Here is a 21,740-nt window from a genome sequence, read left to right as displayed (position 1 = left end):
CCCGCCGACTCCCGCTGGCCGGACTCGTTCAGCACTGCCCATGTCGGCAGCGTTCCTCGCGTAGGGTCTGCGACATGCGGGCGATCCAGATCGTCGAGCTCAGCGGGCCGGAGTCGGCGCTGAAGCTCGTGGACATCCCGGAGCCCGACGGCGACGGCGTCGTCATCGACGTACGAGCCGCCGGCGTCTCCTTCCCCGAGGTCTTGCAGACGCGCGGGGCGTACCAGCTCAAACCGGACCTGCCGTTCGTCCCGGGCAGCGAGGTCGCGGGCGTGGTGAGGCGCGCCGGCGGTGGGTTCGAGGTGGGCGACCGGGTCGCCGCGTTCCCGATGCTCGGCGGCTTCGCCGAGGTCGCCGTCGCGCCTGCGCACTTCACGTTCAAGCTCTCCGACGACCTCGACTTCGCCCAGGGCGCCGGGCTGATCCTCAACTACCACACGGCGTTCTTCTCGCTCGTCACCCGCGGGCGCCTGCAGGCGGGTGAGACGGTGCTCGTGCACGGCGCGGCGGGCGGCGTCGGCACCGCGACGCTGCAGGTCGCCAAGGGCCTCGGCGCGCGCACGATCGCGGTGGTCTCGACCGACGAGAAGGAGCGGGTGGCGCGCGCGGCGGGCGCGGACGAGGTGGTTCGCGCGGACGGCTTCAAGGACGCGGTCAAGGCGCTCGGCGGCGCCGACCTGATCGTCGACCCGGTCGGCGGCGACCGCTTCACGGACAGCCTCCGGTCACTGCGGCCCGAAGGCCGGCTCGTGGTCGTCGGCTTCACCGGCGGCTCGATCCCGGAGGTCAAGGTCAACCGCCTGCTGCTCAACAACATCGACGTCGTCGGGGCGGGCTGGGGCGCGTACCTCGGCACGCGGCCGGAGCTGATCGGCGAGGTCGCGGCGGAGCTGGACAAGCTGATCGCGGCGGGGCACGTGCGGCCGTTCGTCGGCGCACGGCTGCCGCTGGAGCAGGCAAGCGAGGCGCTCCGGCTGATCGACGGCCGCGGCGCGACCGGAAAGGTGGTGCTGGAGCCATGAAGGAGTCGGTCACCCTCGAGGTCCGCGACCGCGTCGCGTACCTGACGCTCAACCGTCCGGAGGCCGGCAACGCGCTCAATCCGGCGGTCATCCACGCGTTCCGCGACGCCGCCGAGAGCCTCGACGAGCGCGACGACGTCGGCGCGGTGCTCTTCACGGGCGCGGGCAAGAACTTCAGCGTCGGCGGCGACCTGCAGTTCATGCACGACGCGGGCGACGACGTCGCGGACGCCGTCTACGGCCTGGCCACCACGATGCACGCGGGGATCCTCGCCCTGGCGGAGCTCGACGCGCCGGTGATCAGCGTCGTGCGCGGCGCCGCCGCGGGCGGCGGGATGAGCCTCGCGATCGCCGCCGACCTCGTGCTCGCCGCGGAGACCGCGCACTTCACGGTCGCCTACACCGCGATCGGCTTCAGCATGGACGGCGGCGCGAGCTGGACGCTGCCGCGGATCGTCGGCCACCGCAAGGCGACCGAGCTGGCGCTGCTCAACGAGCGGCTGAGCTCGGCGCGCGCGGCGGAGCTCGGCCTCGTCACCCGCGTCTTGGCCGACGACGCGCTCGAGGCCGAGGCCGACGCGCTGGCGCAACGGCTGGCGAACGGGCCGATCGGCGCCCACGGCGCGATCAAGCGGCTGCTGCGCTTCTCCTCGACCAGCCCGTTCGGGCAGCAGCTCGAGGACGAGGCGCGGACGATCGCCGGGCTGTCCGCCGCGCCGGACGGCCGCGAAGGAGTTCTGGCGTTCTTGGACAAGCGTGCGCCACACTTTGGAGAGCCATGAGTTCGACCATCCACATCCCGCTCGACGAGGCCGGCCCCACCGTCGACCACGTGATGATGCGCGGGGCCGAAACCGTCGGCCCCGACATGCCGCTCGCCGACGCGCGGGCGTTCTTCAGCCCGCGCAAGAAGCTGCTGCTGGTCACCGACGGCGACCGCTTCCTCGGCACGCTCACCCCGGACGATCTGCCGGAGAGCGGTGACGGCCCGATCGGGCCGCACGTGAACGCCGACGCGCCACGCGTGACGCCGGCCGACCCGGTCTCGGCAGCGATGGCGCTCGTCGCCGCAGAGGGCATGACCCGGATCCCCGTGGTCGCCGGCGACCAGCTCGAGGGCATGGTCTGCTTCAACCGCAGCCACGAAGCGTTCTGCATCTACCCCTCCTGAGCATCCCCAGCCCGTCGCGCGGGTCGATCAGCCTCGGGCCGCTCGACATCCACGCGTATGGGCTGATGTACGCGATCGCCGTGATCGTGGCGGTGATCATCACCAAGCGCCGCTACAGCGGCGATCCGTCGCTGGTCGACGAGGTCGCGCTGTGGGGCTTTCCCGCCGGCCTGATCGGCGGGCGGCTGTATCACCTGGCGACGAGCTGGAACGAGGTCCCGCACACGTGGTGGGGCCCGTTCGCGGTCTGGAAGGGCGGGCTCGGGATCTGGGGCGGGATCGCGCTGGGCGTCGCCGTCGGGCTCTGGCGCGTGAAGCGCCGCGGCGCCGATCTCCCCACCTTCATGGACGCCGGCGCGCCCGCGCTGCTGGTCGCCCAGTCGATCGGGCGGGTGGGCAATTGGTTCAACCAGGAGCTGTTCGGCAAGCCGACGAACCTGCCGTGGGGCCTGGAGATCGACCCGCAGCACCGGCCCGAGCAGTATCTCGATCGCGCCACGTTTCACCCCGTCTTCCTCTACGAGATCATCTGGAACCTGGCGCTGGCGGCGCTGCTCGTCCGGCTCACGGGGAAGGTCCGCGCGCCCGGGCTGTTCGCGCTCTACGTGGCCGGTTACAGCGCGTTCCGGATCTTCGCGGAGCTGATCCGCGTCGACCCGGCGCACCACATCTTCGGGCTGCGGCTGAACCTCTTCGTCGCCGTCGCGCTCTGTATCACCGGCCTGGTGTGGTTCTGGCGAGTCGCCGGACGGCCAGCGGCGCGAGCAGCACCGCCACGAGCAAGCGCAGGATCTGAACGGCAAGGATGAACGTGGTGTTCGCGCCCGCTCCCACGGCGACCGCGAGCACGGCGTAGAGGCCGCCGGGCGTGGTCGCCAGATAGGCGTCGCGGAAGCTGACGCTGGTGGTGAGCGTGAGCAGGACGGCGAGCCCGGCGCAGCCCACGATCAGCGCGAGCACGGCGCCCAGGACCGGGAACATCAGGCGGCCGAGGAGCTTGACCGTGTCGAACGTGAAGCGCAGGCCGACCTGCAGGCCGATCAGCGCGAACGCCAGCTCGCGGACCACGGGTGGAACCGCGAAGTCGACGCCCGCGAGCGTCAGGGCGCCGGCGACGAGCATCGGGCCGAGCAGCGTGCCGGCCGGGACGTGGGCGCGGCGGGCGAGCACGGCCGCGCCGGCGGCGATCCCCGCGGTCAGCACCCAGTCGGTGACGTCGCCGAACGCGCTCGGGCTCGGGCCGCTCGCTCCCCCGCTCCCGCCTCCGAAGGCCGCGATCAGCAGCGGGGTGAGCAGGACGACGACGAGCACGCGCAGGTACTGCATGAAGGCGACGAGGCGGTCGTCGCCGCCCAGATCGTCGGCCATGGTGACGATCCCGGACGCGCCTCCGGCGATCATCCCGAGCGTCGCCGTGGGCAGGTCCAGGGCGGTCGTGCGGGCCAGGACGCGCCCGGCGGCCATGCTGATCGCCAGCGTCGCGGCGCTGACGAGCGTCACCGGCAGCCAGTCGTGCGCGGCCGCCGTCAACGCCTCCGACTGCATGTAGGCGCCGAGCGTGACGCCGACGACGGCCTGGGCGGCGAGAAAGCTCCAGCCCGGCGGGTGGACGTCAGCCTGCGAGCGGATCAGCGCGAAGGCGAGCCCGACGACCAGCGCGGCGAACAGCGTCGGCGACGGGAAGCCGACGGCGTTGAGCGCGAGCGCGAACCCTGCGGTGGCGGCGCCGAGGATGACCCATGGCGCCGCCGCTTTCACCGAGCGGAGGTTAGACGGCCACCTTGAACGTCCAGGTGCCCTTCTCCGAGTGGCCGTCGCTCGCGCGGGCGCGCCAGCTGACCTTGTACGTGCCGGACTTCAGCGGCGACGTCGGCACGCCCCGGACGACGGCCTTGTTGGACGACATCAGCCCGCTGGACTTCAGCGGGACGGTCGCGCCGCTCGCGTTGGTGATCGAGATGAGCCCGGTCTGCATCTTGGCCTTGAAGGTCGCGCGGACGTCGGCCACGGCCTTGTGCTGCGTCGAGTTGCGCTTCGGCGACACGCTCTTGAGCGGCGTGTGGGCGGCGGCCGCGACCGGCGCGGGGGCGACGACATTCAGGGTCGGCGCGGGGTTCTCGCCGCTCGCCGGGGTGTTCCAGTTGACGACCTCGCCGTTGCTGTAGGTCTGGCGGGCGGGGAAGCTCAGCGTCGCGTTCGGCGTGTTCGGGATCCGCATCGAGAGGCCGAACTCCTCGAACTGGCCGGGCATGATCCAGTCGCCCTTGGTGGTCGCGCGGTAGGTGATCTTCGCGACCTCCTCGGTGATGTCGCCGTCGGTGCTCGGAACCGGGGTCGCGAGCTTGCGCATCGAGGTCTTCGCGGTCCAGCCCCACACCCGCTTGGTCGAGACCGAGTAGAAGCCGTGCGGGAAGTACAGGACGACGGACTTCGTGCCCGTCTCGTCGCGCTCGTTCGGGACGCGCATGTCGACACGGCCGAAGGAGTTGGCGGTGACGGTGCGGGGGGTGAGCGTGACGTGGGCCTGCGCGGCCGGTGCGGCGATGGCGAGGCCGGTCAGGCCCGCGAGGATGGAGACGCGCGTACGCGACATTGATGACTCCTAGGTGCTTTGAAATGGTTTGCTGGTAGCTGAGGTCAGGCGGCGAATGCCGGCGGACCACGCGGGGAGCGCGGGGCGCGCTCCAGCAGCGAAACCAGCGCCGTCGAATGACGGCGCGCCCAAAGGACCTTCGCGGCGCGCACCCGAGGTGCGAGCGCACGATGGACGGCGAGGATGACCTCCTCGCCGACGTACCGGCCTGTCAAGAGCAGGACGGCGACGATCAACAACGGCACGGCCCAGGCGCCCATGACCGCGACGAGCAGCAGCGCGGCGAGCAGCAGGACCGGGGCGGAGCGCCTCATGAAGGGCGCAAGGGTACCGTTGCGCGGCGTGTTTGTCTCCCAGGCGATCGGCCAGACTCTTCAACGCCTCGGCGGAGACGTCGTCTTCGGCCTGATGGGCAGCGGCAACCTCGAGGTCACCAACGCGATCGTGGCCGCCGGCGGGCGCTTCATCTCCGCCCGCCACGAGACCGGTGCGGTCTGCATGGCGGACGGCTACGCGCGGGTCAGCGGGCGCCTCGGCGTCGCCTCGGTCCACCAGGGACCGGGGCTGACGAACGCGATCACCGGCCTCACCGAGGCCGCGAAGTCACGCACACCGCTGATCCTGCTCGCCGCCGACACGCCGGCGGTGCAGCTGCGCTCGAACTTCAAGATCGACCAGGTGGCGCTGGTGGAGTCCGTGGGTGCGGTGGCGGAGCGGGTGTACGGGCCGGCGACCGTGGTCGCCGACGTGACCCGCGCCGTGCGGACCGCGGTGGTCGAGCGGCGCGCGGTGGTGCTGATGTTCGCGCTCGACGTGCAGGCGGCGGAGGTGGAGCTCACCGACCCGGTGCCGTGGCCGGAGTTGCCGCCGGTGCGGCCGTCCTCGGTGCAGGCGGTCGCGGACCTCCTGACCCGCGCCGACCGGCCGGCGATCATCGGCGGCCGTGGCGCGGTGCTGTCCGGCGCGGGACCGGCACTGCGGCGCCTCGGCGAGCTCAGCGGCGCGGTCCTCGCGACCTCCGCCGTCGCCAACGGGCTCTTTGCCGACGACCCGTTCGCCGTCGGCATCTCCGGCGGGTTCGCCACGCCGGTCGGCCAGAAGCTGCTCGGCGACGCCGACGTGATCGTCGCCTTCGGTGCCTCCCTGAACCACTGGACGACCCGCCACGGGGCGTTGGTCGCCGGCGCCACGCTGGTGCAGGTCGACCGCGACGCGGAGGCGATCGGCGCGCATCGCGCGGTCGACTTCGGCCTCGTCGGCGACGCCCGGGAGACCGCAGAGGCGCTGATCGCGGCGCTCACGGCGCGGCGCGATGACATCGACCTCGGCGAGTCGCGGCGCAGCGTCGCGCTGGCGGCGGAGATCGCCGGCGGAGCGTGGCGGGATGTGCCGTACGAGCCGTCGCGCGACTGGCTCGATCCCCGCGACCTCTCGATCGCGCTCGACGCCATGCTGCCGGTTGAGCGCACCGTGGTCGTGGACTCCGGCGCGTTCATGGGCTACCCGTCGATGTACCTCCGGGTCCCGGACGCGCACGGCTTCGTCTTCCCGCAGGCGTTCCAGTGCGTGGGGCTCGCGCTCGGGAACGCCTTGGGCGCGGCGGCCGCCCGGCCGGACCGGCTGACGGTCTGCGCGGTCGGCGACGGCGGCCTGCTGATGGCGCTGCCCGACCTGGAGACGCTCGGGCGGGTGAAGCCCGACATGCTGGTCGTGGTCTACGACGACGCGGCCTACGGCGCCGAGGTCCACCACTTCCGGCCGATGGGCATCGACGTCGAGTCCGCCCAGTTCCCGCCCACCGACTTCGCCGCGCTGGCCGAGGCCGCGGGCTGCCGCGGCGTCACCGCGCGCACCGTGGAGGATCTGGAGGCGGTGCGGGAGTGGGTCGCGTCCGACCGCGACCGCCCGCTCGTGCTGGACGCCAAAGTCGACCCCGACATCTGTGCCGAATGGCTAGAGGAGGCATTTCGTGGCCACTGAACCCCTTACGACGCTCGCCGCCGCGCTGGCGGACGGCTCCGTCCGCGTCGTCGATCTCACGCAACCCCTGAGCGAGACGACGCCGGTGCTGCAGCTCCCGCCGCCGTTCGCCAACACCCCGGGGCTGAGCCGCGAGGAGATCAGCCACTACGACGACCTCGGGCCCGCCTGGGCGTGGAGCACGCTGACCGTCGGCGAGCACGTCGGCACCCACTTCGACGCCCCGATCCACTGGATCACAGGCCGCGACGGCGAGGACGTGGCGAGCGCGCCGCCGGCCAAGCTCGTCGCCCCCGCGGCGGTGATCGACAAGTCCGCCGAAGCGGCCGAGGATCCGAACTACCTGCTCACGCTGGCCGACATCCAGGCGTGGGAGAACGAGCACGGCCCGCTGCCTCCGGGCGGCTGGCTGCTCCTGCGCACCGGCTGGGACGCCCGCGCCCACGACCAGGAGGCGTTCCTCAACGGCGCCCAGACCCCTGGCCCGGACGCCGAGGCCGCGCGCTGGCTGGCGGAGGTCTCCCCGATCGTGGGCGTCGGCGTCGAGACCGTCGGCACCGACGCGGGCGCCGCCCACTCCTTCGACCCGCCGTTCCCGGTCCACCACTTCCTGCTCGGGGCGGGCAAGTACGGGCTCACGCAGCTGGCGAACCTGGCGGAGCTGCCGCCGCAGGGCGCGATCGTCGTCGTCGCGCCCTTGAAGCTGGTCGGCGGGACCGGATCGCCGTCGCGGGTGTTCGCGCTGGTGTAGCCCGCCACAACCGGCGGCGGCCGCCGATCATTCACCCGAGCGCGGCGATGCCCTTCACGAGCGCGTACACGCCGGCTACCAGCGCCACGGCCGCCGCCAGCGCCCACCCGTTGCGGGTCAACCAGCCGTGGAAGCGCTGGAGCGCGGCGCTCGCGCCGTCCGGGCGGACGAGCAGCGCCACCAGCGGCACCTCGACGAACAGCAGCACGGTCGCCGCGCAGATCGCGACCGCGAGAACCGCACCCGCCGTCGAACCGCTGTCGTCGGCGATCTCCTTGACCGCCAGCAGGTAGAGCGGTGAGGGAAGGTACATCGCTCCGCCCAGAACGAACGCCCACGGCCGGCTGCCGGTCGCACGCCGCGACCACTGCGCGACCCGGCCCTCGCCCTCCGCCGGCGGCTTGGGCGGCTTGGTTCGGCGCTGCCACGCCCAGGCGGCGACGGCCAGGAGCGCGAGGCCGGCGACGATGTAGACGCCGCCGCTGGCGCTCTTCGAGTCGCTCTCGGTCAGGCCCGCACCGTCGAGCGCACCGAGCGCGATCACGCCGGTGCCGAGCGTGACCAGCGCCGCGCCGGCGTAGTAGGCGAGCACGAGCGGGAGCGGTCTTGGGCCGGTCATCAGCAAGATGAGCACCAGCAGGGCGGGTGGGTAGAAGGAGGCGCCCAGGGCGAGTGGCAGTGCCTGCGGGAGAGCGCCCATGTTCGGCGGAGCCTACGGACGAACGTCAACTGCGCAGATGAGGGGAGCGCGGTGACCGACGATGCGCGTTCGAGGGGGTGTTTCGTTTTGGTTCACAGGGGGTGAACCAAAACGAACTACCCCTCACAGACCGCGACCCTCGACGAGACGCGAGCGCAACGGAGCCGGGTCGAACCCGTGCGAAGCGAGCCACCCCACCGGCCCACCGTCGCGCTCGTCGAGCACCTCGAGCACCCGCCCGAGGAACTCCGGGCGCGGCTTGCGGGACTCGTCGGTCACCCCCGCGAGGTCGGGCGCGTAGGTCGGCGAAGCGCGCAGGCGAGCCATGATCTCGACGATCCGCTCCTCGGTCGCGACGTAGTCGTCGATGATCGCCTGGCGCTCCACACCCACCGCGGCCAGCGCCATCGCGACGACGACGCCCGTCCGGTCCTTGCCCGCCGCGCAGTGCACGAGCACCGGGCCGGGACCGTCGGCGATGTCCTCCAGCGCGCCCACGACCGAGTCCGGGCGATCGGCGAGGTAGCGCAGGTAGTACTGGACCGCGGGGTTCTCCCCGTCGGCCTTGGAGATCAGGACGTCGGTGAGCTTGCCCTTCTCGGGATAGAGCGAGCGGTGCCGGATCTCGACCCGCTCCTCATGGGCCAAGGGACCGGGGCCTTCGAGCCGCACCTCTTCGCCCGTCCGGAGGTCGACGACGACGCGCACGCCGAGATCGTCCACCAGCTGCGAGACGTCGCCGGGCGAGAGACCCTGCAGGTTGTCGGAGCGCAGGAGCACACCGGGTGCGGTGGCACCGCCGCCCTCCAGGGGCAGGCCGCCGAGGTCGCGGACGTTGACCGCGCCCTCGAGGTCAACCCAAGCGCGCAGGCGCTCCCCACTTCTGCAGCGTCTCGGGGATCTCGACCCCGCCGTCGTCGGTCTGATGGTTCTCCATCAGCGCGATCAGCGTCCGGCCTACGGCGACCGCGGTGCCGTTCAAGGTGTGCACGAGCGCGGTCTTGCCGCCCTCAGGCCGATAGCGGATGTCGAGCCGGCGCGACTGGAAATCGGTCGTGTTCGACGTCGACGTGAGCTCGCGGTAGCGCTGCTGGGAGGGCAGCCAGGCCTCGAGGTCGTACTTCTTCGCCGCGCTCGAGCCGAGATCGTCGACGGCGATGTTCACGACGCGATAGGGGATGCCGAGCCCCTGGAGGATCTCTTCCTCGATACTCAGCAGGCGCTCGTGCTCCTCGAGAGCCGCATTCGGCTCCACAAAAGAGAACATCTCGACCTTGTCGAACTGGTGCACCCGGAAGATGCCCCGCGTGTCCTTGCCCGCGGCACCCGCCTCGCGGCGGAAGCAGGGCGAGAACCCCGCGTAGCGGCGCGGCACCACGTCCATGATCTCGCCCGCGTGCAGCGACGCCAGCGGCACCTCGGAGGTGCCGGTGAGGAACAGCGGATCGTCGGCGAGGCGGTAGATCTGCTGCTCGGTGTCAGGCAGGAAACCGGTGCCGAAGAGCGCCTGCTCCTTGACCAGTACGGGCGGGATGACCGGCTCGAACCCGTGCCCCCGCAGCACCTCGAGCACCCACCGGACCAGCGCCAGCTCGAGGAAGACCAGGTCGCCCTTCAAGAACGCGAACCGCGGGCCACTGACCTTCGAGCCGGCCTCCATGTCGATCAGCGCGCCGGCGAGCTCGAGATGGTCGCGGCCCGCGGGAGCGCAAGAACCCCACTCGCGCAGCGCCGTGTCCTCGTCGGCGGCGGTCGGGTCGGGCGGATTCGGCAGCGAGGCGTTCAGCGCGTCCAGATCGGCCGTGCCCTGCGCGACCTCCGGCTCGAGCTCCTTGACCCGCGCGCTCACGGCCTGCATCTCCGCGATCGCCGCGGAGGCGTCGGCGCCGGTGCGCTTGGCGTCGCCGATGGCCTTGGCGCCGGCGTTGCGCTTGGCCTGCGCCTCCTCCAGCTCGGGCCGCAGCGCGTTCAGCCGCGACCGCAGCTCCAGCGCGGCGTCGAGCCGTGCTTCAGAGCCGTCGCGACGACGCGCCAAGGCGGTCCGCGTCGGCTCCGGATCTCGGGCGATCGCCCGCAGGTCGAGCATGCCTTACCCCGCGGGCGGGCAGTCGGGCGGCGTCGTCGCGCCCGGAGCGATGTGCACGTCCGAGCCCGACACCTGATCGAGGAACTTCGCCAGCAGCTCCGCGTCCGCGCCGGTCACGATGTTCTGCGGCATCGGCCCGGACGAGAAGCCGCCGTTGCGGATCGCGTACAGCGCGCAGTTCGTGGTGACCTTGCGCTGGTCGAAGTTCGGGCCGTCCTTGTACTCACGGGTGCGCACATTGGTCGCGGAACCCTGGGTACCGGCTACAGAAAGGGTGTGGCATCCCGAACAGCGTTGATCGAAGAGCACGGCAGCCTGGTGCTGCTCCGGATCGAGCTTGGGGGAGATTCCCTCTGAACCGCAGGCGGCGACACCCCCCGCGGTCGCGGCGAGCGAAGCGGCGATCAGCAGCACACGGCGAGCCCTCGTCATCGGGTGCGACAGCATAGGGGACCGATGCCCGCCAGCACCCGCAGACTCCTCGCGCTGTTCACGTGCGCCCTTGCCCTCGCCGCCTGCGGAGGCGCTCCAGCGGCCGTGCGCGAGCGCTCCAGCAAGGCCGCCCTGACGCTCGACGACTACCTGATCCGGCCCCAGACGGTCAGCGTCCCGCGGGGCGAGGTGACGTTCACGGTGACCAACCGCGGCCGCCTCGGGCACACGTTCCGGATCCGCGGCAAGACGAAGAACGTCCTGGCGATGCAGACGCTCGAGCCCGGGGAGAGCAAGACCGAGACGCGCAAGCTCGCCAAGGGGACCTACACCATGTACTGCGTGCTGGCCAACCACGAAGAGCTCGGGATGTACGGGACACTGGTGGTCCGTTGATGGAGATCGTCGCCCCCCAGCGTTTCCGCGCCGTGATGGGCCATTTCACGACCGGGGTCACGGTCGTGACGGCGAACTCCGACGCCGGCCCGGTGGGGATGACGGCCAACGCCGTCTGCTCGCTCTCGCTGGAGCCACTGCTGCTGCTCGTCTGCTTCGCCAACGAGGCGCGGACGCTCCCGCTGATCGCCGGCAGCAAGCGCTTCGGCGTCAACGTCCTGTCCGCGGGCCAGGAGGATCTCGCGCAACTGTTCGCCTCCAAGCTCCCCGAGGCCGAGAAGTTCGCCGGCGTGCAACATTCGGTGCAGGACGGCATCCCGGTGATCGACGGCGTGCTCGCGTGGGTCGGCTGCACGCTGCAGGAGCTGATCCCCGGCGGCGATCACACGATCGGGATCGGGAAGGTCACCGCCGCCGAAGAGGGCGAGGGCTCAAAGCCGCTCGTCTGGTACCGCGGCGAGTACCGGTGAGCGACCTCCACTCAGGGCTCGGCGGACTGGCGATCGGGCTCAACGTCGCCGCGGCGCTGATCGGCCTCGTCGCCTGGCTCGCCAGCCGCAACCCGCGGCCCTTCTGGTGGATCCTGCGGGCCGGCCAGGTGCTGATCATGCTCGAGGCCGTCACCGGCGCCGCGCTGCTGCTGGACGGCAGGGACCTGCCGCGCCTTCATCTGGTTTATGGACTGACACCGATCGCGGTCGCGTTCCTGGCCGAGCAGCTGAAGCTGTTGGCCACGCAGACACTGCTCGACAAGCGCGGGATGGAGGGCGGCGCCGACGTCGCCAAGCTGCCGGAATCCGAGCAGCGCGCGTTCGTCAAAGCGGTGTTGCGACGGGAACTCGGCGTGATGGCGACGAGCGCCTTCATCGTCGCCACGCTGGCCGCTCGGGCCCAGGGCATTCTTTAGGTGCGCTTTGGCACTAAGTAACACCGGCGCACAAGGTGCTACAAATCCGAGACGTGATCCGTGCGTATCTGCCGGCGATCGTCTTCGTGGTCCTCGGGGTTGGGCTCGGGGTAACTTTCACGACGCTCAATAGCGTCCTGGGGCCCAAACCGAAGTTCCGTCGTTCGGCGACCGCGGAACCCTATGAGAGCGGCCTCCCCTCCGAGGTCAAGAAGTCGATGCGCTTCGGCATCAGCTTCTACCTGGTGGCGATGCTGTTCATCCTGTTCGACATCGAGACGATCTTCCTGTTCCCGGTCGCGGTGCAGCTGAAGGCGTTCGGAACGTTCGCCCTGGTCGAACTCGGTGTCTTCATCGTGCTGCTGTTCGTGGCCTTCGTCTACGTATGGCGCAGAGGGGCCCTGGAATGGAAATAGTCCGTCAGCAGCTGGGTAACGGCGACAAGGGCGAGTTCCGCGCCCGCCAGCTCACCGCCCGCAAGATGCTCACCGGCGAGCTCGAGAACGACGAACTCGACAAGTTCGTCGAAGAGAAGCTGATGACGACGACGCTCGACAAGGCGGCGAACTGGGCGCGCGGCAACGCCTTCATGCCCGCCACGTTCGGCCTCGCCTGCTGCGCGCTGGAGATGATGGGCGCCGTCAACGCCCGCATGGACATCGCGCGCTTCGGCTTCGAGGCCTTCCGCGCGTCCCCGCGCCAGGCCGACCTGATGATCATCAGCGGCCGCGTCTCGATCAAGATGGCGCCGGTCGTCCGCCGGATCTACGACCAGATGCTCGAGCCCAAGTGGGCGATCGCGATGGGCGCCTGCTCGTCGTCGATGGGCGTCTTCAACAACTACGCGATCGTCCCCGCCGACAAGTTCCTGCCGGTCGACATCCACATCCCGGGCTGCCCGCCGCGCCCCGAGGCCCTGGTCTACGGGATCCTCAAGCTGCGCGCGATGGTGCTGTCCAAGCCCGACGAGGGCTGGCGCGCCCGCTACGGCGGCGGCGGGACCGAGGAGTTCGACCCGAAGGTGCTCGAGGAGAGCATCGAGGCCGTCAACGCGGAGAACATCCCCAGCCCGCTGGGGAGGACGACGCCCAGTGCCTGACGCCACCGGGCTCGAGCTGATCGCCCACGAGCTGCGCGAGAAGGACGCGGACGCGGTGCTCGACACCGTCTACTTCCGCGACAAGGCCGCGCTGACGGTCACCGCCGGCTCGATCCGCGAGACCTTGCAGCACCTCAAGGGCAAGGGCTTCACGTTCCTGGCGAGCGTCCACGGCGTGGACTACTACCCCGAGGAGCCGCGCTTCGGCGTGCAGTACGAGCTCCTCGACATGTACGAGGTCGACCGGATGACGGTCAAGGTGCGCGTGCCGCTGGACGCTCCGGTCGTGCCGTCGGTCGTCGCCGACTGGCCGACCGCCGACCACCAGGAGCGCGAGATCTACGACATGTTCGGCGTGATCTTCGACGGTCACCCGGACCTGCGCCGCATCCTGATGCCCGAGGACTACGTCGGCCATCCGCAGCGGCGTGACTTCCCGATGGGCGGCGAGGCCATCCTCTTCACCCACAACGAGCCGCAGACCCCGGGGTGGTGGGAGCGCGATGAGTGACGTGACACACAAGCCGGCACCGTCGGCGATCCCTGGGATGACCTACCGGGAGATGGAGTCGAGCGTCGAGCTCCAGCATCTCGAGCACCCGGACCACGACGAGCTGCTCACGCTCAACCTCGGCCCGCACCATCCCGCCACGCACGGCGTGCTGCGGCTGATCACGACCCTCGAAGGCGAGGTCGTGCGCGACATCAAGCCGGTCATCGGCTACGTGCACACCGGCATCGAGAAGAACTGCGAAGACAAGTCCTACTGGAAGGTCATCCCGCTCGTGGAGCGGATGGACTACCTGTCGTACTACTTCAACGCGATGGCCTACTGCGGCTCGGTCGAGACGCTGCTGGACATCGACGTGCCCAAGCGCGCCCAGTACCTGCGCGTGATCCACATGGAGCTCAACCGGATCGCGTCGCACCTGCTGTGGCTGGCGACCGGCGGCCTGGACCTCGGCGCGATGTCGGTCTTCTGGTACGCCTGGAAGGAACGCGACTCGATCCTCGACCTGTTCGAGATGAGCTCCGGCCAGCGCATGCACCCGCGCTACTTCCAGGTCGGCGGCGTGGCCGAGGACATCCCGGCCGGCTTCGAGGCCAAGGCGCGAGCGTTCTGCAAGCAGCTGCCGAAGCGCCTGGACCAGTTCAGCTCGCTGATCGACTCCAACCAGATCGTGCTCGAGCGCCTGCGCGGCGTCGGCGCGGTCGACGCCGACACGCTGCTGACCTACGGCGTCACCGGCCCGCTCCTGCGCGCCGCGGGCAACCCGTGGGACCTGCGCAAGGCCAAGCCGTACATGTCCTACGAGGACTTCTCCTTCAAGATCCCGGTCGGCACGATCGGCGATCACTACGACCGCTATCGCGTCCGCATGGCCGAGATGCGGGAGTCGGCGCTGATCGTCGAGCAGGCGCTCGACGGGCTGCCCGAGGGCGACTACATCACCTCCGACCGCAAGTACGCGCTGCCGCCGCGGCACGAGCTGTCGACGTCGATGGAGGCGCTGATCCACCACTTCAAGCTGGTGACGGAGGGCTTCCGCGTCCCGCCGGGCGAGGCGTACTACCCGGTCGAGTCCCCGCGCGGCGAGCTCGCGTGCTTCGTGCGCGCCGACGGCTCCTCCAAGCCCGCCCGCGTGCACATGCGCGACCCCTCGTTCGTGAACCTGCAGGCGCTCGCGCCGATGGTGCAGGACACCTACATCGCCGACATGATCGTGGCCCTCGCCATGCTCGACCCGATCCTCGGGGGCATCGACCGATGAGCATCGATCCGACCAGGGTCAAGCGCTACGCGCATGGCTCGCGGGTCCCCGGCTGGGACTCCTCCGTCGACCTGACGAAGGACCCGGCGGTCGTCCCCGATCCCGCGACGACGTACGTGCCCGCGCACGTGCGCACCGAGATCGAGTCGCTGATGGGCAAGTACCCGGACATCCGCTCGGCGGCGATCCCGTCGATGAAGGTCGTCCAGCGCGAGCACGGCTGGCTCTCGCCCACGGCGATGGAGCAGGCCGCGTGCGTGATGCGCCTCACGCCCGCCTACCTCGTGTCCGTCGCGAGCTTCTACGACATGTTCGAGCTCTCGCCGAAGGGCGCCAACGACGTCTACGTGTGCACGAACATCTCGTGCTCACTGCTCGGCGCGGACGAGATCTACGCGCACGTCAAGGACGTGCTCGGCGGCGATCCGGACTTCAATGTGCGCGCGTTCGAGTGCCTCGGCGCCTGCGAGATCGCCCCGATGGCCTCCGTCAACGGGAAGTACGTCGGCCCGCTGGTCAAGGACGACGTCGAGCGCCTGCGCGACGACGTCAAGGCCGGCCGCGAGGTCCTCGAGGACAAGCAACTGGTCAAGCGCAAGGCCGCCTCCAAGCACTGGCAGGAGCAGCAGTGATCGACAACATCGACACGATCCTCTTCAAGGACATCGACGAGCCCGGGCTCAACACGCTTGACGTCTATTCCAAGCGCGGCGGCTACGAGATGCTCAAGCAGGCGCTCAAGATGGAACCGGGCGCCGTCCTGGACGAGATGCTCGCGAGCGGCGTGCGCGGGCGCGGCGGCGCCGGCTTCGCGATGGGCCGCAAGATGTCCTTCATCCCCAAGGGGACGATGGACAAGTACCTCGTCTGCAACGCGGACGAGTCCGAGCCGGGGACCTTCAAGGACCGCGAGCTGATGCAGAAGAACCCGCATCTGCTCATCGAGGGGATCATCATCGGCGCCTACTGCATCGGCGCCTCCCGCTCGTTCATCTTCATCCGCGGCGAGTACGACTACGTCGCCGACATCCTCGACGCGGCCGTCGCCGAAGCGCGCGCGGCGGGCTTCCTGGGCGAGAACATCCTCGGGTCCGATCACACGATCGACCTCGTCGTCCACCGCGGCGCCGGCGCCTACATCTGCGGCGAGGAGACCGCGCTGCTGGACTCGCTCGAGGGCAAGCGCGGCAACCCGCGCCTGAAGCCGCCGTTCCCGGCCGTGCAGGGCCTCTACCAGGGCCCGACGCTGATCAACAACGTCGAGACGCTGATGAACGTCCCGGTGATCCTGCGGATGGGCGGCGGCGAGTACGCGAAGATCGGCACCGAGACCTCCACGGGCACGAAGCTGATCTCGATCTCCGGGCAGATCAAGTACCCGGGCAACTACGAGATCGTCCTCGGCACCAAGTCCCGCGACATCCTCTTCGACCTCGCCGGCGGCCCGCTCGAGGGCCGTCAGTTCAAGGCCTGGTTCCCCGGCGGTTCGAGCTCTCCCGTGCTCCCGCTGACCGACGAGGTCCTCGAGCTCCCGTACGACTTCGACTCGCTGGCCAAGGCGGGCTCGATGCTCGGCTCCGGCGCGATCATCGTCTTCGACGACTCGACCTCGATCGTCGACGTCGCCTACAAGACGGCCCACTTCTACCGCCACGAGTCCTGCGGCAAGTGCTCGCCCTGCCGCGAGGGCACCAACTGGACGGAGAAGATGCTCGCGCGCATCAAGAACGGCGACGCGACCCCGATGGACCTCGACATCATGGCCTCGGTCTGCGAGCAGATCATGGGCAACTGCCTGTGCGTGCTCGGCGACGCGATGGCGATGCCGGTCGGCTCGATGATCAAGCACTTCCGCCCCGAGTTCGAGGCCTACATCGAGGCCAAGCGCGAGGAGCAGGGCTTCGGCGCGGCGATCCCGCAGGTCAACCGCGACGCCAGCGCCGGCCCGAAGCCGCTGCTCTCCCCCATCGAGGTCGCCGCCTGATGCCGCGCCCTGAAGTCAGGACGATCACCTTCACACTCGACGGGCGTGAGGTCCAGGCGCCCGAAGGCCTGATGCTGGTCGACGGCGCCAAGTACGGCGACGTCGAGATCCCGATCTTCTGTTACGAGCCCAAGCTCGGCCAGCCGGTCGGCGCCTGCCGCATGTGCCTGGTCGAGATCGAGGGCATCCCGAAGCTGCAGACCGCCTGCTCGACGGCGATCCGCGACGGCATGGTCGTCAACACGCAGACGCAGCGCGTCCACGAGGCGCAGCGCGCGGTGGTCGAGTTCCTGCTCGTCAACCACCCGCTCGACTGCCCGGTCTGCGACAAGGGCGGCGAGTGCCCGCTGCAGGACGTCACGTACGGCTGGGGTCCCGGGACGAGCCGCTTCATCGAGCCCAAGCGCCACTTCAAGAAGCCGCTGGAGCTCTCGCCGCTGATCGCGATCGACCGCGAGCGCTGCATCCTCTGCTACCGCTGCGTGCGCTACTCGCAGGAGATCTCCGAGGACTACCAGCTGGTCCTGCACGAGCGCGGCGCGGCGTCCTACGTCGGCACCTTCGACGGGCACCCGTACGTCGCCCCGTTCAGCGGCAACATCATCGAGCTCTGCCCGGTGGGCGCCCTGACCTCGCGGGCGTATCGCTTCCGCGCGCGTCCGTGGGACATCGAGGGCGCGGGCACGGTCTGCGCCGGCTGCTCCGCGCAGTGCAACGTCGAGCTGACCGTCCGCGACGAGCGCGTCTTGCGCGTCCTCGCCCGCGACCACGACGAGGTCGACGACGGCTGGCTGTGCGACAAGGGCCGCTTCAGCTACCAGGCGGTGCACTCCGACGAGCGCATCGTCACGCCGATGGTGCGCGAAGGCTCGGAGCTCTTCCCCGCCACCTGGGAGAAGGCGCTCGCGGCCGCGGCCGGCGCGCTGAAGAAGGCCGGCAATCGCGCGTCCGCCCTGGCCGGCGGCACGACGACCAACGAAGAGGCCTTCCTCCTCCAGCAGCTGATCCGCGACGACCTCGGCTCGAGCCACCTCAGCGCCCGCACCGGTACCGAGCAGCCGCTCGACGTCTTGCGCGCGCTGGCCGATCCGAAGCTGCAGGCGAGCGTGCCGGACCTCGAGTTCGCGCACACCGTCCTGCTGGTCGACTGCGACCCGATCGACGAGGCGCCCGTGTGGGACCTGCGGATCCGCAAGGGTCAGCGCCGGCACGGCACCAAGGTCATCACCGCTTCCGCCCGCCCGACCGCGCTGGACCCGATCGCCGCGACGACGCTGCGCTTCGCGCCCGGCGGCGGCGAGGGCTTCTTGGTCGCGCTCGACGCCGCGCTCTCCGGCGATGCCGGCCAGCTCGGCGGCGCCGCGAGCTCCGCCGGCACCAACGCGACGGCGATCCGCGAGTTCGCCGACGCGCTGCGCGCCGCCGGCGAGGAGGTCGTGATCGTCTACGGCGAGCGCGCGCTGCACGGCAACGCGGGCCGCGCGCTGCTGAACATCTCCGCGCGCCTGAACCTCGGCACGATCTCCGGCGCGGGTCTGCTGGCGCTGCCGGGCACGCCGAACGGCCGCGGCATCCGCGAGGCGGGCTTCGCCCCCGGTCACGGCCCGGGCTACGACTCGATCGCCGCCCCCGGCCGGGACGCCGACGGCATCGCCGAGGCCCTCGGCTCCGGCGAGCTGCACACCGTCTGGCTGCACCACGTCGACCCGCTGCGCAACTACCCGAACCGCCCGCTCTGGGAGCGCGCGCTGGGTACCGCGCAGACCGTGATCGCCGTCGAGTCGCAGATGAACGACACGCTGCGCGAGTTCGCCGACGTCGTCTTCCCCGCCGAGGCGTACCCCGAGAAGGAGGGCACGCTCGTGCATCCGGACGGGCGCCTGCAGCGGCTGCGGCCCGCGATCGGCCGCGCCCGCGCAGCGAACGGCAATCCCGGCAGCGGCGTGCGTCCGCTCTGGCAGGTCATCACCGACATCGCCCGCCAGCTCGGCTTCAGCACCGGCGACTTCCGCACCGGCGCGCAGGTCTCGCGCCGCCTGCTCGAGACGATCCCGTTCTACGCGGGGATCACGCTCGAGGAGATCGGCGGCCGCGGCGTGCGCTGGGTCGAGCGCGAGGACTTCGTCTCGCCCGACTGGCAGATCGCCAAGCTCGAGATCCCCCAGGCCGCGCCCGCGCCGGCCGACGGCAAGCTGCGCCTCGGCACCTACCGCCCGCTGTGGGCGGCCAAGGAGGTCGACCTCTCGCCGGTGCTGCAGTTCATCCGCGCCCGTCAGATCGTCGAGCTCTCGCCGGTCGACGCCGACGCGCTGGGCATCAACGAGGGCGATCAGGTCGAGGTCGGAAACGGCACACGGGTGCGTGCGAACGTGAAGCTGCGCGCCGCCGTTCCGGCCGGCAGCGTCTTCCTCGCCGAGGGCACCGCCGAGAACGGCTCGAACGTGCTCACGCACGGGCTCGTCGAGCTGCACCGGATCGGCGCCGGCTCGGTCGACCCGAGCGCCGTCGCCGCCCAGATCCAGCCCGCCGTCGAAGGCCACTCCGAGATGCCGCAATCCGCCCCGCTGCCGATCCCGCCGAGGGAACTCACGTGAGCCGCATGTTCGCCGAGGTGGGCTTCTACGAGCCCTGGTGGATGCAGATCCTCAAGTCGATCGCGATCTTCTTCGTGGTCTTCAACATCGTGCCGCTGGCGCTGCTCGCCGACCGCAAGGTGCTGGGCCGCTTCCAGCATCGCTACGGCCCGACCCGCGTCGGCCCGTTCGGCCTGCTGCAGGCGATCGCCGATATCGGCAAGCTCGTCTTCAAGGCGCAGTTCCGCCCGGCGGGCGCCAACGGCTGGCTGTTCGCCATCGCCCCGGTGATCTCGATGATGACCGCGGCGGCGACGATCGCGATCCTGCCGTTCTCGGACGTCGTCGACATCTTCGGCACCAAGACCGGGCTGTATGGCGTCGACCCGTCGATCGGCATCCTCTTCGCCTTCGCGTTCGGCGGCATCTCGTTCTACGGCCTGATGCTCGGCGGCTGGGCCTCGGGCTCGAAGTACTCCTTCCTGGGCTCGATGCGCGCCGCGGCGCAGCTGATCTCCTACGAGGTCGCCCAGGGCCTCTCGATCATCGGCGTGATCATGATGGCCAGCTCGCTGTCGTTGACCGAGATCGTCCACTGGCAGGAGTCGAACTTCTGGATGGTCGGCCCGCAGTTCGTCGGCTTCCTGATCTTCCTCGTCGCCGGGTTCGCCGAGACCAACCGCCCGCCGTTCGACCTCCCCGAGGCCGACGCCGAGCTGGTCGGCGGCTACAACACGGAGTACGGCGGCGGCCGCTTCGCGGCGTTCTTCGCGGCGGAATACCTGAACATGGTCGTCGTCTCCGGGCTGATCGTGACGCTCTTCTTCGGTGGCTGGGACATCCCGTTCTGGGACCAGCCGAACTGGATCGAGCCGTTCGTCGTGATCGCGAAGATGTGCGCCTTCATCTTCTTCTTCATCTGGGTCCGCGCGACGCTTCCGCGCCTGCGCTACGACCAGCTGATGTCCTTCGGTTGGAAGATCCTCCTGCCGCTGGCGACTTTGAATGCTCTAGTGACCGCGATCCTCGTGGTGGTGCTCGACTGATGCCTTACGACCCCGGTGATGTCGTCGAAGTGATCCGTGGGCCGCGTGAAGGCGCGCCGGCGGGTACCTATCGCGCCTTCGCAGCCACCCTCAAGGGCCTGAAGATGACCTTCGGGCGCATGATCGAGGGCCCGGACACGATCAACTACCCCGAGGAGAAGACGCCGGTCTACCCGCGCTTCCGCGGGCGGCACAAGCTCCACCGCTTCGAGGACACGGGGCTGGAGAAGTGCGTCGGCTGCTCGCTGTGCGCCGCGGCCTGCCCGTCGGACTGCATCCGCGTCGTGGCGGCCGAGAACACGCCCGAGAACCGCGTCAGCGCGGGTGAGCGCTACGCCGCCGTCTACGAGATCAACCTGTCGCGCTGCATCTTCTGCGGCTACTGCGAGATCGCGTGCCCGTTCGACGCGATCACGATGGGCCACGACTATGAGATGGCGGACTACAACCGGTCCGACCTGATCTTCACCAAGGAGATGCTGCTCGCCGAACCGTTGGAGCGCACGCCGTTGCGCTCGGCGGACGAGTAGCCTGGCGCCGCCGCATGTCCGAGGTCTTCTTTTTCATCGCCGCGATCGGGGCGGTCGCCGGTGCCGCCGGCACGGTGATCCTGCGCGACGCGTTCTACAGCGTGCTCGCGCTCGTCTGCCACCTGATCTTCCTGGCGATGCTGTTCCTGCTGCTGCGCGCCGAGTTCGTCGCCGCGGCGCAGGTGATCGTCTACGCGGGCGCCGTGATGGTGCTCTACGTCTTCGTCGTCGGCTACGTCGGCGGCATGGAGGCCGGGCTCACCGGCCCGACCGGGCGCGGGTTGCGGATCGTCTCGGTCCTCTTCGCGTTCTTCCTGTTCGTCGAGCTCGCGATCGCGCTGATCGGCTCGGGCGTCAAGGCCCTCGACACCGAGGGCGCGCCGTACCAGCCGGGCTTCGGTGAGCCGGCCGAGATCGGCAAGCAGTTCCTGACGAACTACCTCGTCGCGTTCGAGGTCGCCTCGCTGCTGCTCCTGATCGCCGCCGTCGGCGCCGTGATCCTGGCCCGCCGCCGCTCCGGCATCGCGGACGCACGCGAGATCTCCGTCAAGGAGTTCCTGCGCGACCAGGTCGCCGAGGGCGACGGCACGCAGGCGACGATGCTCGGCTCCGGAGGCCCGACGCCGCGATGAGGACCCCGGCAACCGTATTGCGAGGCACCATCCGTTCGGTTTCGGGGACCCCCGAGGCGGTGTCCT

General features: G+C 70.3%; 26 protein-coding genes. 19 read left to right on the top strand and 7 right to left on the bottom strand.

The window, feature by feature from the left end; all coding sequences use genetic code 11:
• Positions 1 to 74: 74 nt before the first annotated feature.
• From OM076_RS03785 to lgt, 4 genes are all read left to right on the top strand, one after another.
• Positions 75 to 1,022: an NADPH:quinone oxidoreductase family protein gene (locus OM076_RS03785; RefSeq protein WP_270038059.1), complete on the top strand. Its 948-nt coding sequence runs from the start codon at positions 75 to 77 to the stop codon at positions 1,020 to 1,022.
• On the top strand, positions 1,019 to 1,804 hold the full coding sequence (locus OM076_RS03780) for an enoyl-CoA hydratase/isomerase family protein (protein ID WP_270038057.1): 786 nt from the start codon (positions 1,019 to 1,021) through the stop codon (positions 1,802 to 1,804). Before OM076_RS03785 ends, OM076_RS03780 begins: the two co-directional genes overlap by 4 nt.
• The gene (locus OM076_RS03775) at positions 1,801 to 2,193 is read left to right on the top strand and encodes a CBS domain-containing protein (RefSeq protein ID WP_270038056.1); all 393 of its coding nucleotides are present in this window, start codon (positions 1,801 to 1,803) and stop codon (positions 2,191 to 2,193) included. Before OM076_RS03780 ends, OM076_RS03775 begins: the two co-directional genes overlap by 4 nt.
• Positions 2,194 to 2,258: 65 nt before the next feature.
• The gene (lgt, locus tag OM076_RS03770; RefSeq protein WP_270038055.1) at positions 2,259 to 3,002 is read left to right on the top strand and encodes a prolipoprotein diacylglyceryl transferase; all 744 of its coding nucleotides are present in this window, start codon (positions 2,259 to 2,261) and stop codon (positions 3,000 to 3,002) included.
• Here the strand turns inward: lgt and OM076_RS03765 are convergent.
• Genes OM076_RS03765 through OM076_RS03755 form a run of 3 tightly spaced genes read right to left on the bottom strand, consistent with a single transcriptional unit; the run spans position 2,908 to position 5,100 of the window.
• Positions 2,908 to 3,951 (bottom strand): AbrB family transcriptional regulator, encoded by a 1,044-nt coding sequence (locus OM076_RS03765; RefSeq protein WP_270038053.1) that lies wholly within the window; start codon positions 3,949 to 3,951, stop codon positions 2,908 to 2,910. The two genes, lgt and OM076_RS03765, sit on opposite strands and share 95 nt — an antisense overlap.
• Before the next feature lie 10 nt (positions 3,952 to 3,961).
• Entirely contained in the window at positions 3,962 to 4,786 is an 825-nt protein-coding gene (locus OM076_RS03760) for a DUF1775 domain-containing protein (RefSeq protein WP_270038052.1), read from the bottom strand.
• A 44-nt stretch (positions 4,787 to 4,830) separates the two neighbouring features.
• Positions 4,831 to 5,100 carry a hypothetical protein gene (locus OM076_RS03755; RefSeq protein ID WP_270038051.1) on the bottom strand — a complete coding sequence of 90 codons (270 nt, stop codon included), beginning with the start codon at positions 5,098 to 5,100 and terminating at the stop codon, positions 4,831 to 4,833.
• Here OM076_RS03755 and OM076_RS03750 point away from each other — a divergent pair.
• Both OM076_RS03750 and OM076_RS03745 read left to right on the top strand, forming a co-directional pair.
• A complete protein-coding gene (locus OM076_RS03750) occupies positions 5,099 to 6,766 on the top strand; it encodes a thiamine pyrophosphate-binding protein (RefSeq protein WP_272597534.1) in 1,668 nt (555 codons plus the stop codon). The genes OM076_RS03755 and OM076_RS03750 overlap by 2 nt on opposite strands.
• The gene (locus OM076_RS03745) at positions 6,756 to 7,517 is read left to right on the top strand and encodes a cyclase family protein (RefSeq protein ID WP_270038049.1); all 762 of its coding nucleotides are present in this window, start codon (positions 6,756 to 6,758) and stop codon (positions 7,515 to 7,517) included. Before OM076_RS03750 ends, OM076_RS03745 begins: the two co-directional genes overlap by 11 nt.
• A 31-nt stretch (positions 7,518 to 7,548) precedes the next feature.
• On the opposite strand, the gene OM076_RS03740 is transcribed toward OM076_RS03745, so the two are convergent.
• From OM076_RS03740 to OM076_RS03725, 4 genes are all read right to left on the bottom strand, one after another.
• Positions 7,549 to 8,217, bottom strand: coding sequence for a GAP family protein (locus OM076_RS03740; protein WP_270038048.1), 669 nt, complete (start codon positions 8,215 to 8,217; stop codon positions 7,549 to 7,551).
• Between the two features lie 123 nt (positions 8,218 to 8,340).
• On the bottom strand, positions 8,341 to 9,087 hold the full coding sequence (locus OM076_RS03735; protein ID WP_270038351.1) for a tyrosine-protein phosphatase: 747 nt from the start codon (positions 9,085 to 9,087) through the stop codon (positions 8,341 to 8,343).
• Positions 9,071 to 10,303 carry a serine--tRNA ligase gene (serS, locus tag OM076_RS03730; RefSeq protein WP_270038047.1) on the bottom strand — a complete coding sequence of 411 codons (1,233 nt, stop codon included), beginning with the start codon at positions 10,301 to 10,303 and terminating at the stop codon, positions 9,071 to 9,073. Before serS ends, OM076_RS03735 begins: the two co-directional genes overlap by 17 nt.
• A 3-nt stretch (positions 10,304 to 10,306) precedes the next feature.
• The gene (locus tag OM076_RS03725; protein ID WP_270038046.1) at positions 10,307 to 10,735 is read right to left on the bottom strand and encodes a c-type cytochrome; all 429 of its coding nucleotides are present in this window, start codon (positions 10,733 to 10,735) and stop codon (positions 10,307 to 10,309) included.
• A 24-nt stretch (positions 10,736 to 10,759) separates the two neighbouring features.
• Here OM076_RS03725 and OM076_RS03720 point away from each other — a divergent pair, with 24 nt between their 5' ends.
• The 13 genes from OM076_RS03720 to OM076_RS03660 are packed head-to-tail and all read left to right on the top strand — an operon-like array spanning position 10,760 to position 21,674.
• A complete protein-coding gene (locus OM076_RS03720; protein ID WP_270038045.1) occupies positions 10,760 to 11,131 on the top strand; it encodes a cupredoxin domain-containing protein in 372 nt (123 codons plus the stop codon).
• A complete protein-coding gene (locus OM076_RS03715) occupies positions 11,131 to 11,601 on the top strand; it encodes a flavin reductase family protein (protein WP_270038044.1) in 471 nt (156 codons plus the stop codon). Before OM076_RS03720 ends, OM076_RS03715 begins: the two co-directional genes overlap by 1 nt.
• Positions 11,598 to 12,038, top strand: coding sequence for a hypothetical protein (locus tag OM076_RS03710; protein ID WP_270038043.1), 441 nt, complete (start codon positions 11,598 to 11,600; stop codon positions 12,036 to 12,038). The genes OM076_RS03715 and OM076_RS03710 overlap by 4 nt, the downstream gene beginning before the upstream one ends.
• A gap of 53 nt (positions 12,039 to 12,091) precedes the next feature.
• Positions 12,092 to 12,454, top strand: a complete 363-nt coding sequence (locus OM076_RS03705) for an NADH-quinone oxidoreductase subunit A (protein ID WP_270038042.1) — start codon at positions 12,092 to 12,094, stop codon at positions 12,452 to 12,454.
• Positions 12,445 to 13,137 (top strand): NADH-quinone oxidoreductase subunit B, encoded by a 693-nt coding sequence (locus OM076_RS03700; protein WP_308214331.1) that lies wholly within the window; start codon positions 12,445 to 12,447, stop codon positions 13,135 to 13,137. The genes OM076_RS03705 and OM076_RS03700 overlap by 10 nt, the downstream gene beginning before the upstream one ends.
• Positions 13,130 to 13,648 (top strand): NADH-quinone oxidoreductase subunit C, encoded by a 519-nt coding sequence (locus tag OM076_RS03695; protein WP_270038041.1) that lies wholly within the window; start codon positions 13,130 to 13,132, stop codon positions 13,646 to 13,648. The genes OM076_RS03700 and OM076_RS03695 overlap by 8 nt, the downstream gene beginning before the upstream one ends.
• Positions 13,641 to 14,909: an NADH dehydrogenase (quinone) subunit D gene (gene nuoD / locus OM076_RS03690; RefSeq protein ID WP_270038040.1), complete on the top strand. Its 1,269-nt coding sequence runs from the start codon at positions 13,641 to 13,643 to the stop codon at positions 14,907 to 14,909. The genes OM076_RS03695 and nuoD overlap by 8 nt, the downstream gene beginning before the upstream one ends.
• Positions 14,906 to 15,541 (top strand): NADH-quinone oxidoreductase subunit NuoE family protein, encoded by a 636-nt coding sequence (locus OM076_RS03685; RefSeq protein ID WP_270038039.1) that lies wholly within the window; start codon positions 14,906 to 14,908, stop codon positions 15,539 to 15,541. Before nuoD ends, OM076_RS03685 begins: the two co-directional genes overlap by 4 nt.
• Positions 15,538 to 16,893: an NADH-quinone oxidoreductase subunit NuoF gene (nuoF, locus tag OM076_RS03680; protein ID WP_270038038.1), complete on the top strand. Its 1,356-nt coding sequence runs from the start codon at positions 15,538 to 15,540 to the stop codon at positions 16,891 to 16,893. The genes OM076_RS03685 and nuoF overlap by 4 nt, the downstream gene beginning before the upstream one ends.
• Complete coding sequence (gene nuoG / locus OM076_RS03675; RefSeq protein ID WP_270038037.1) at positions 16,893 to 19,487, top strand: NADH-quinone oxidoreductase subunit NuoG; 2,595 nt, start codon at positions 16,893 to 16,895, stop codon at positions 19,485 to 19,487. Before nuoF ends, nuoG begins: the two co-directional genes overlap by 1 nt.
• A 5-nt stretch (positions 19,488 to 19,492) precedes the next feature.
• Entirely contained in the window at positions 19,493 to 20,512 is a 1,020-nt protein-coding gene (gene nuoH / locus OM076_RS03670) for an NADH-quinone oxidoreductase subunit NuoH (RefSeq protein WP_270038349.1), read from the top strand.
• A complete protein-coding gene (gene nuoI / locus OM076_RS03665) occupies positions 20,512 to 21,042 on the top strand; it encodes an NADH-quinone oxidoreductase subunit NuoI (protein WP_270038036.1) in 531 nt (176 codons plus the stop codon). Before nuoH ends, nuoI begins: the two co-directional genes overlap by 1 nt.
• 14 nt (positions 21,043 to 21,056) lie before the next feature.
• Complete coding sequence (locus OM076_RS03660; RefSeq protein WP_270038034.1) at positions 21,057 to 21,674, top strand: NADH-quinone oxidoreductase subunit J family protein; 618 nt, start codon at positions 21,057 to 21,059, stop codon at positions 21,672 to 21,674.
• Positions 21,675 to 21,740 lie beyond the last annotated feature (66 nt).

The organism is Solirubrobacter ginsenosidimutans (assembly GCF_027587205.1).
Note: the sequence above shows the minus strand (reverse complement) of the source record. Positions and strands in the feature narration are given on the sequence as shown.

Excerpts from the sequence above, each read along its gene's own strand:
- OM076_RS03785 (WP_270038059.1), top strand. The coding sequence starts at position 75 with ATGCGGGCGATCCAGATCGTCGAGCTCAGCGGGCCGGAGTCGGCGCTG.
- OM076_RS03780 (WP_270038057.1), top strand. The coding sequence starts at position 1,019 with ATGAAGGAGTCGGTCACCCTCGAGGTCCGCGACCGCGTCGCGTACCTG.
- OM076_RS03775 (WP_270038056.1), top strand. The coding sequence starts at position 1,801 with ATGAGTTCGACCATCCACATCCCGCTCGACGAGGCCGGCCCCACCGTC.
- lgt (WP_270038055.1), top strand. The coding sequence starts at position 2,259 with ATGTACGCGATCGCCGTGATCGTGGCGGTGATCATCACCAAGCGCCGC.
- OM076_RS03760 (WP_270038052.1), bottom strand. The coding sequence starts at position 4,786 with ATGTCGCGTACGCGCGTCTCCATCCTCGCGGGCCTGACCGGCCTCGCC.
- OM076_RS03750 (WP_272597534.1), top strand. The coding sequence starts at position 5,099 with ATGAAGGGCGCAAGGGTACCGTTGCGCGGCGTGTTTGTCTCCCAGGCG.
- OM076_RS03755 (WP_270038051.1), bottom strand. The coding sequence starts at position 5,100 with ATGAGGCGCTCCGCCCCGGTCCTGCTGCTCGCCGCGCTGCTGCTCGTC.
- OM076_RS03740 (WP_270038048.1), bottom strand. The coding sequence starts at position 8,217 with ATGGGCGCTCTCCCGCAGGCACTGCCACTCGCCCTGGGCGCCTCCTTC.
- serS (WP_270038047.1), bottom strand. The coding sequence starts at position 10,303 with ATGCTCGACCTGCGGGCGATCGCCCGAGATCCGGAGCCGACGCGGACC.
- OM076_RS03725 (WP_270038046.1), bottom strand. The coding sequence starts at position 10,735 with ATGACGAGGGCTCGCCGTGTGCTGCTGATCGCCGCTTCGCTCGCCGCG.
- OM076_RS03720 (WP_270038045.1), top strand. The coding sequence starts at position 10,760 with ATGCCCGCCAGCACCCGCAGACTCCTCGCGCTGTTCACGTGCGCCCTT.
- OM076_RS03715 (WP_270038044.1), top strand. The coding sequence starts at position 11,131 with ATGGAGATCGTCGCCCCCCAGCGTTTCCGCGCCGTGATGGGCCATTTC.
- OM076_RS03700 (WP_308214331.1), top strand. The coding sequence starts at position 12,445 with ATGGAAATAGTCCGTCAGCAGCTGGGTAACGGCGACAAGGGCGAGTTC.
- nuoD (WP_270038040.1), top strand. The coding sequence starts at position 13,641 with ATGAGTGACGTGACACACAAGCCGGCACCGTCGGCGATCCCTGGGATG.
- OM076_RS03685 (WP_270038039.1), top strand. The coding sequence starts at position 14,906 with ATGAGCATCGATCCGACCAGGGTCAAGCGCTACGCGCATGGCTCGCGG.
- nuoG (WP_270038037.1), top strand. The coding sequence starts at position 16,893 with ATGCCGCGCCCTGAAGTCAGGACGATCACCTTCACACTCGACGGGCGT.
- nuoH (WP_270038349.1), top strand. The coding sequence starts at position 19,493 with ATGTTCGCCGAGGTGGGCTTCTACGAGCCCTGGTGGATGCAGATCCTC.
- nuoI (WP_270038036.1), top strand. The coding sequence starts at position 20,512 with ATGCCTTACGACCCCGGTGATGTCGTCGAAGTGATCCGTGGGCCGCGT.
- OM076_RS03660 (WP_270038034.1), top strand. The coding sequence starts at position 21,057 with ATGTCCGAGGTCTTCTTTTTCATCGCCGCGATCGGGGCGGTCGCCGGT.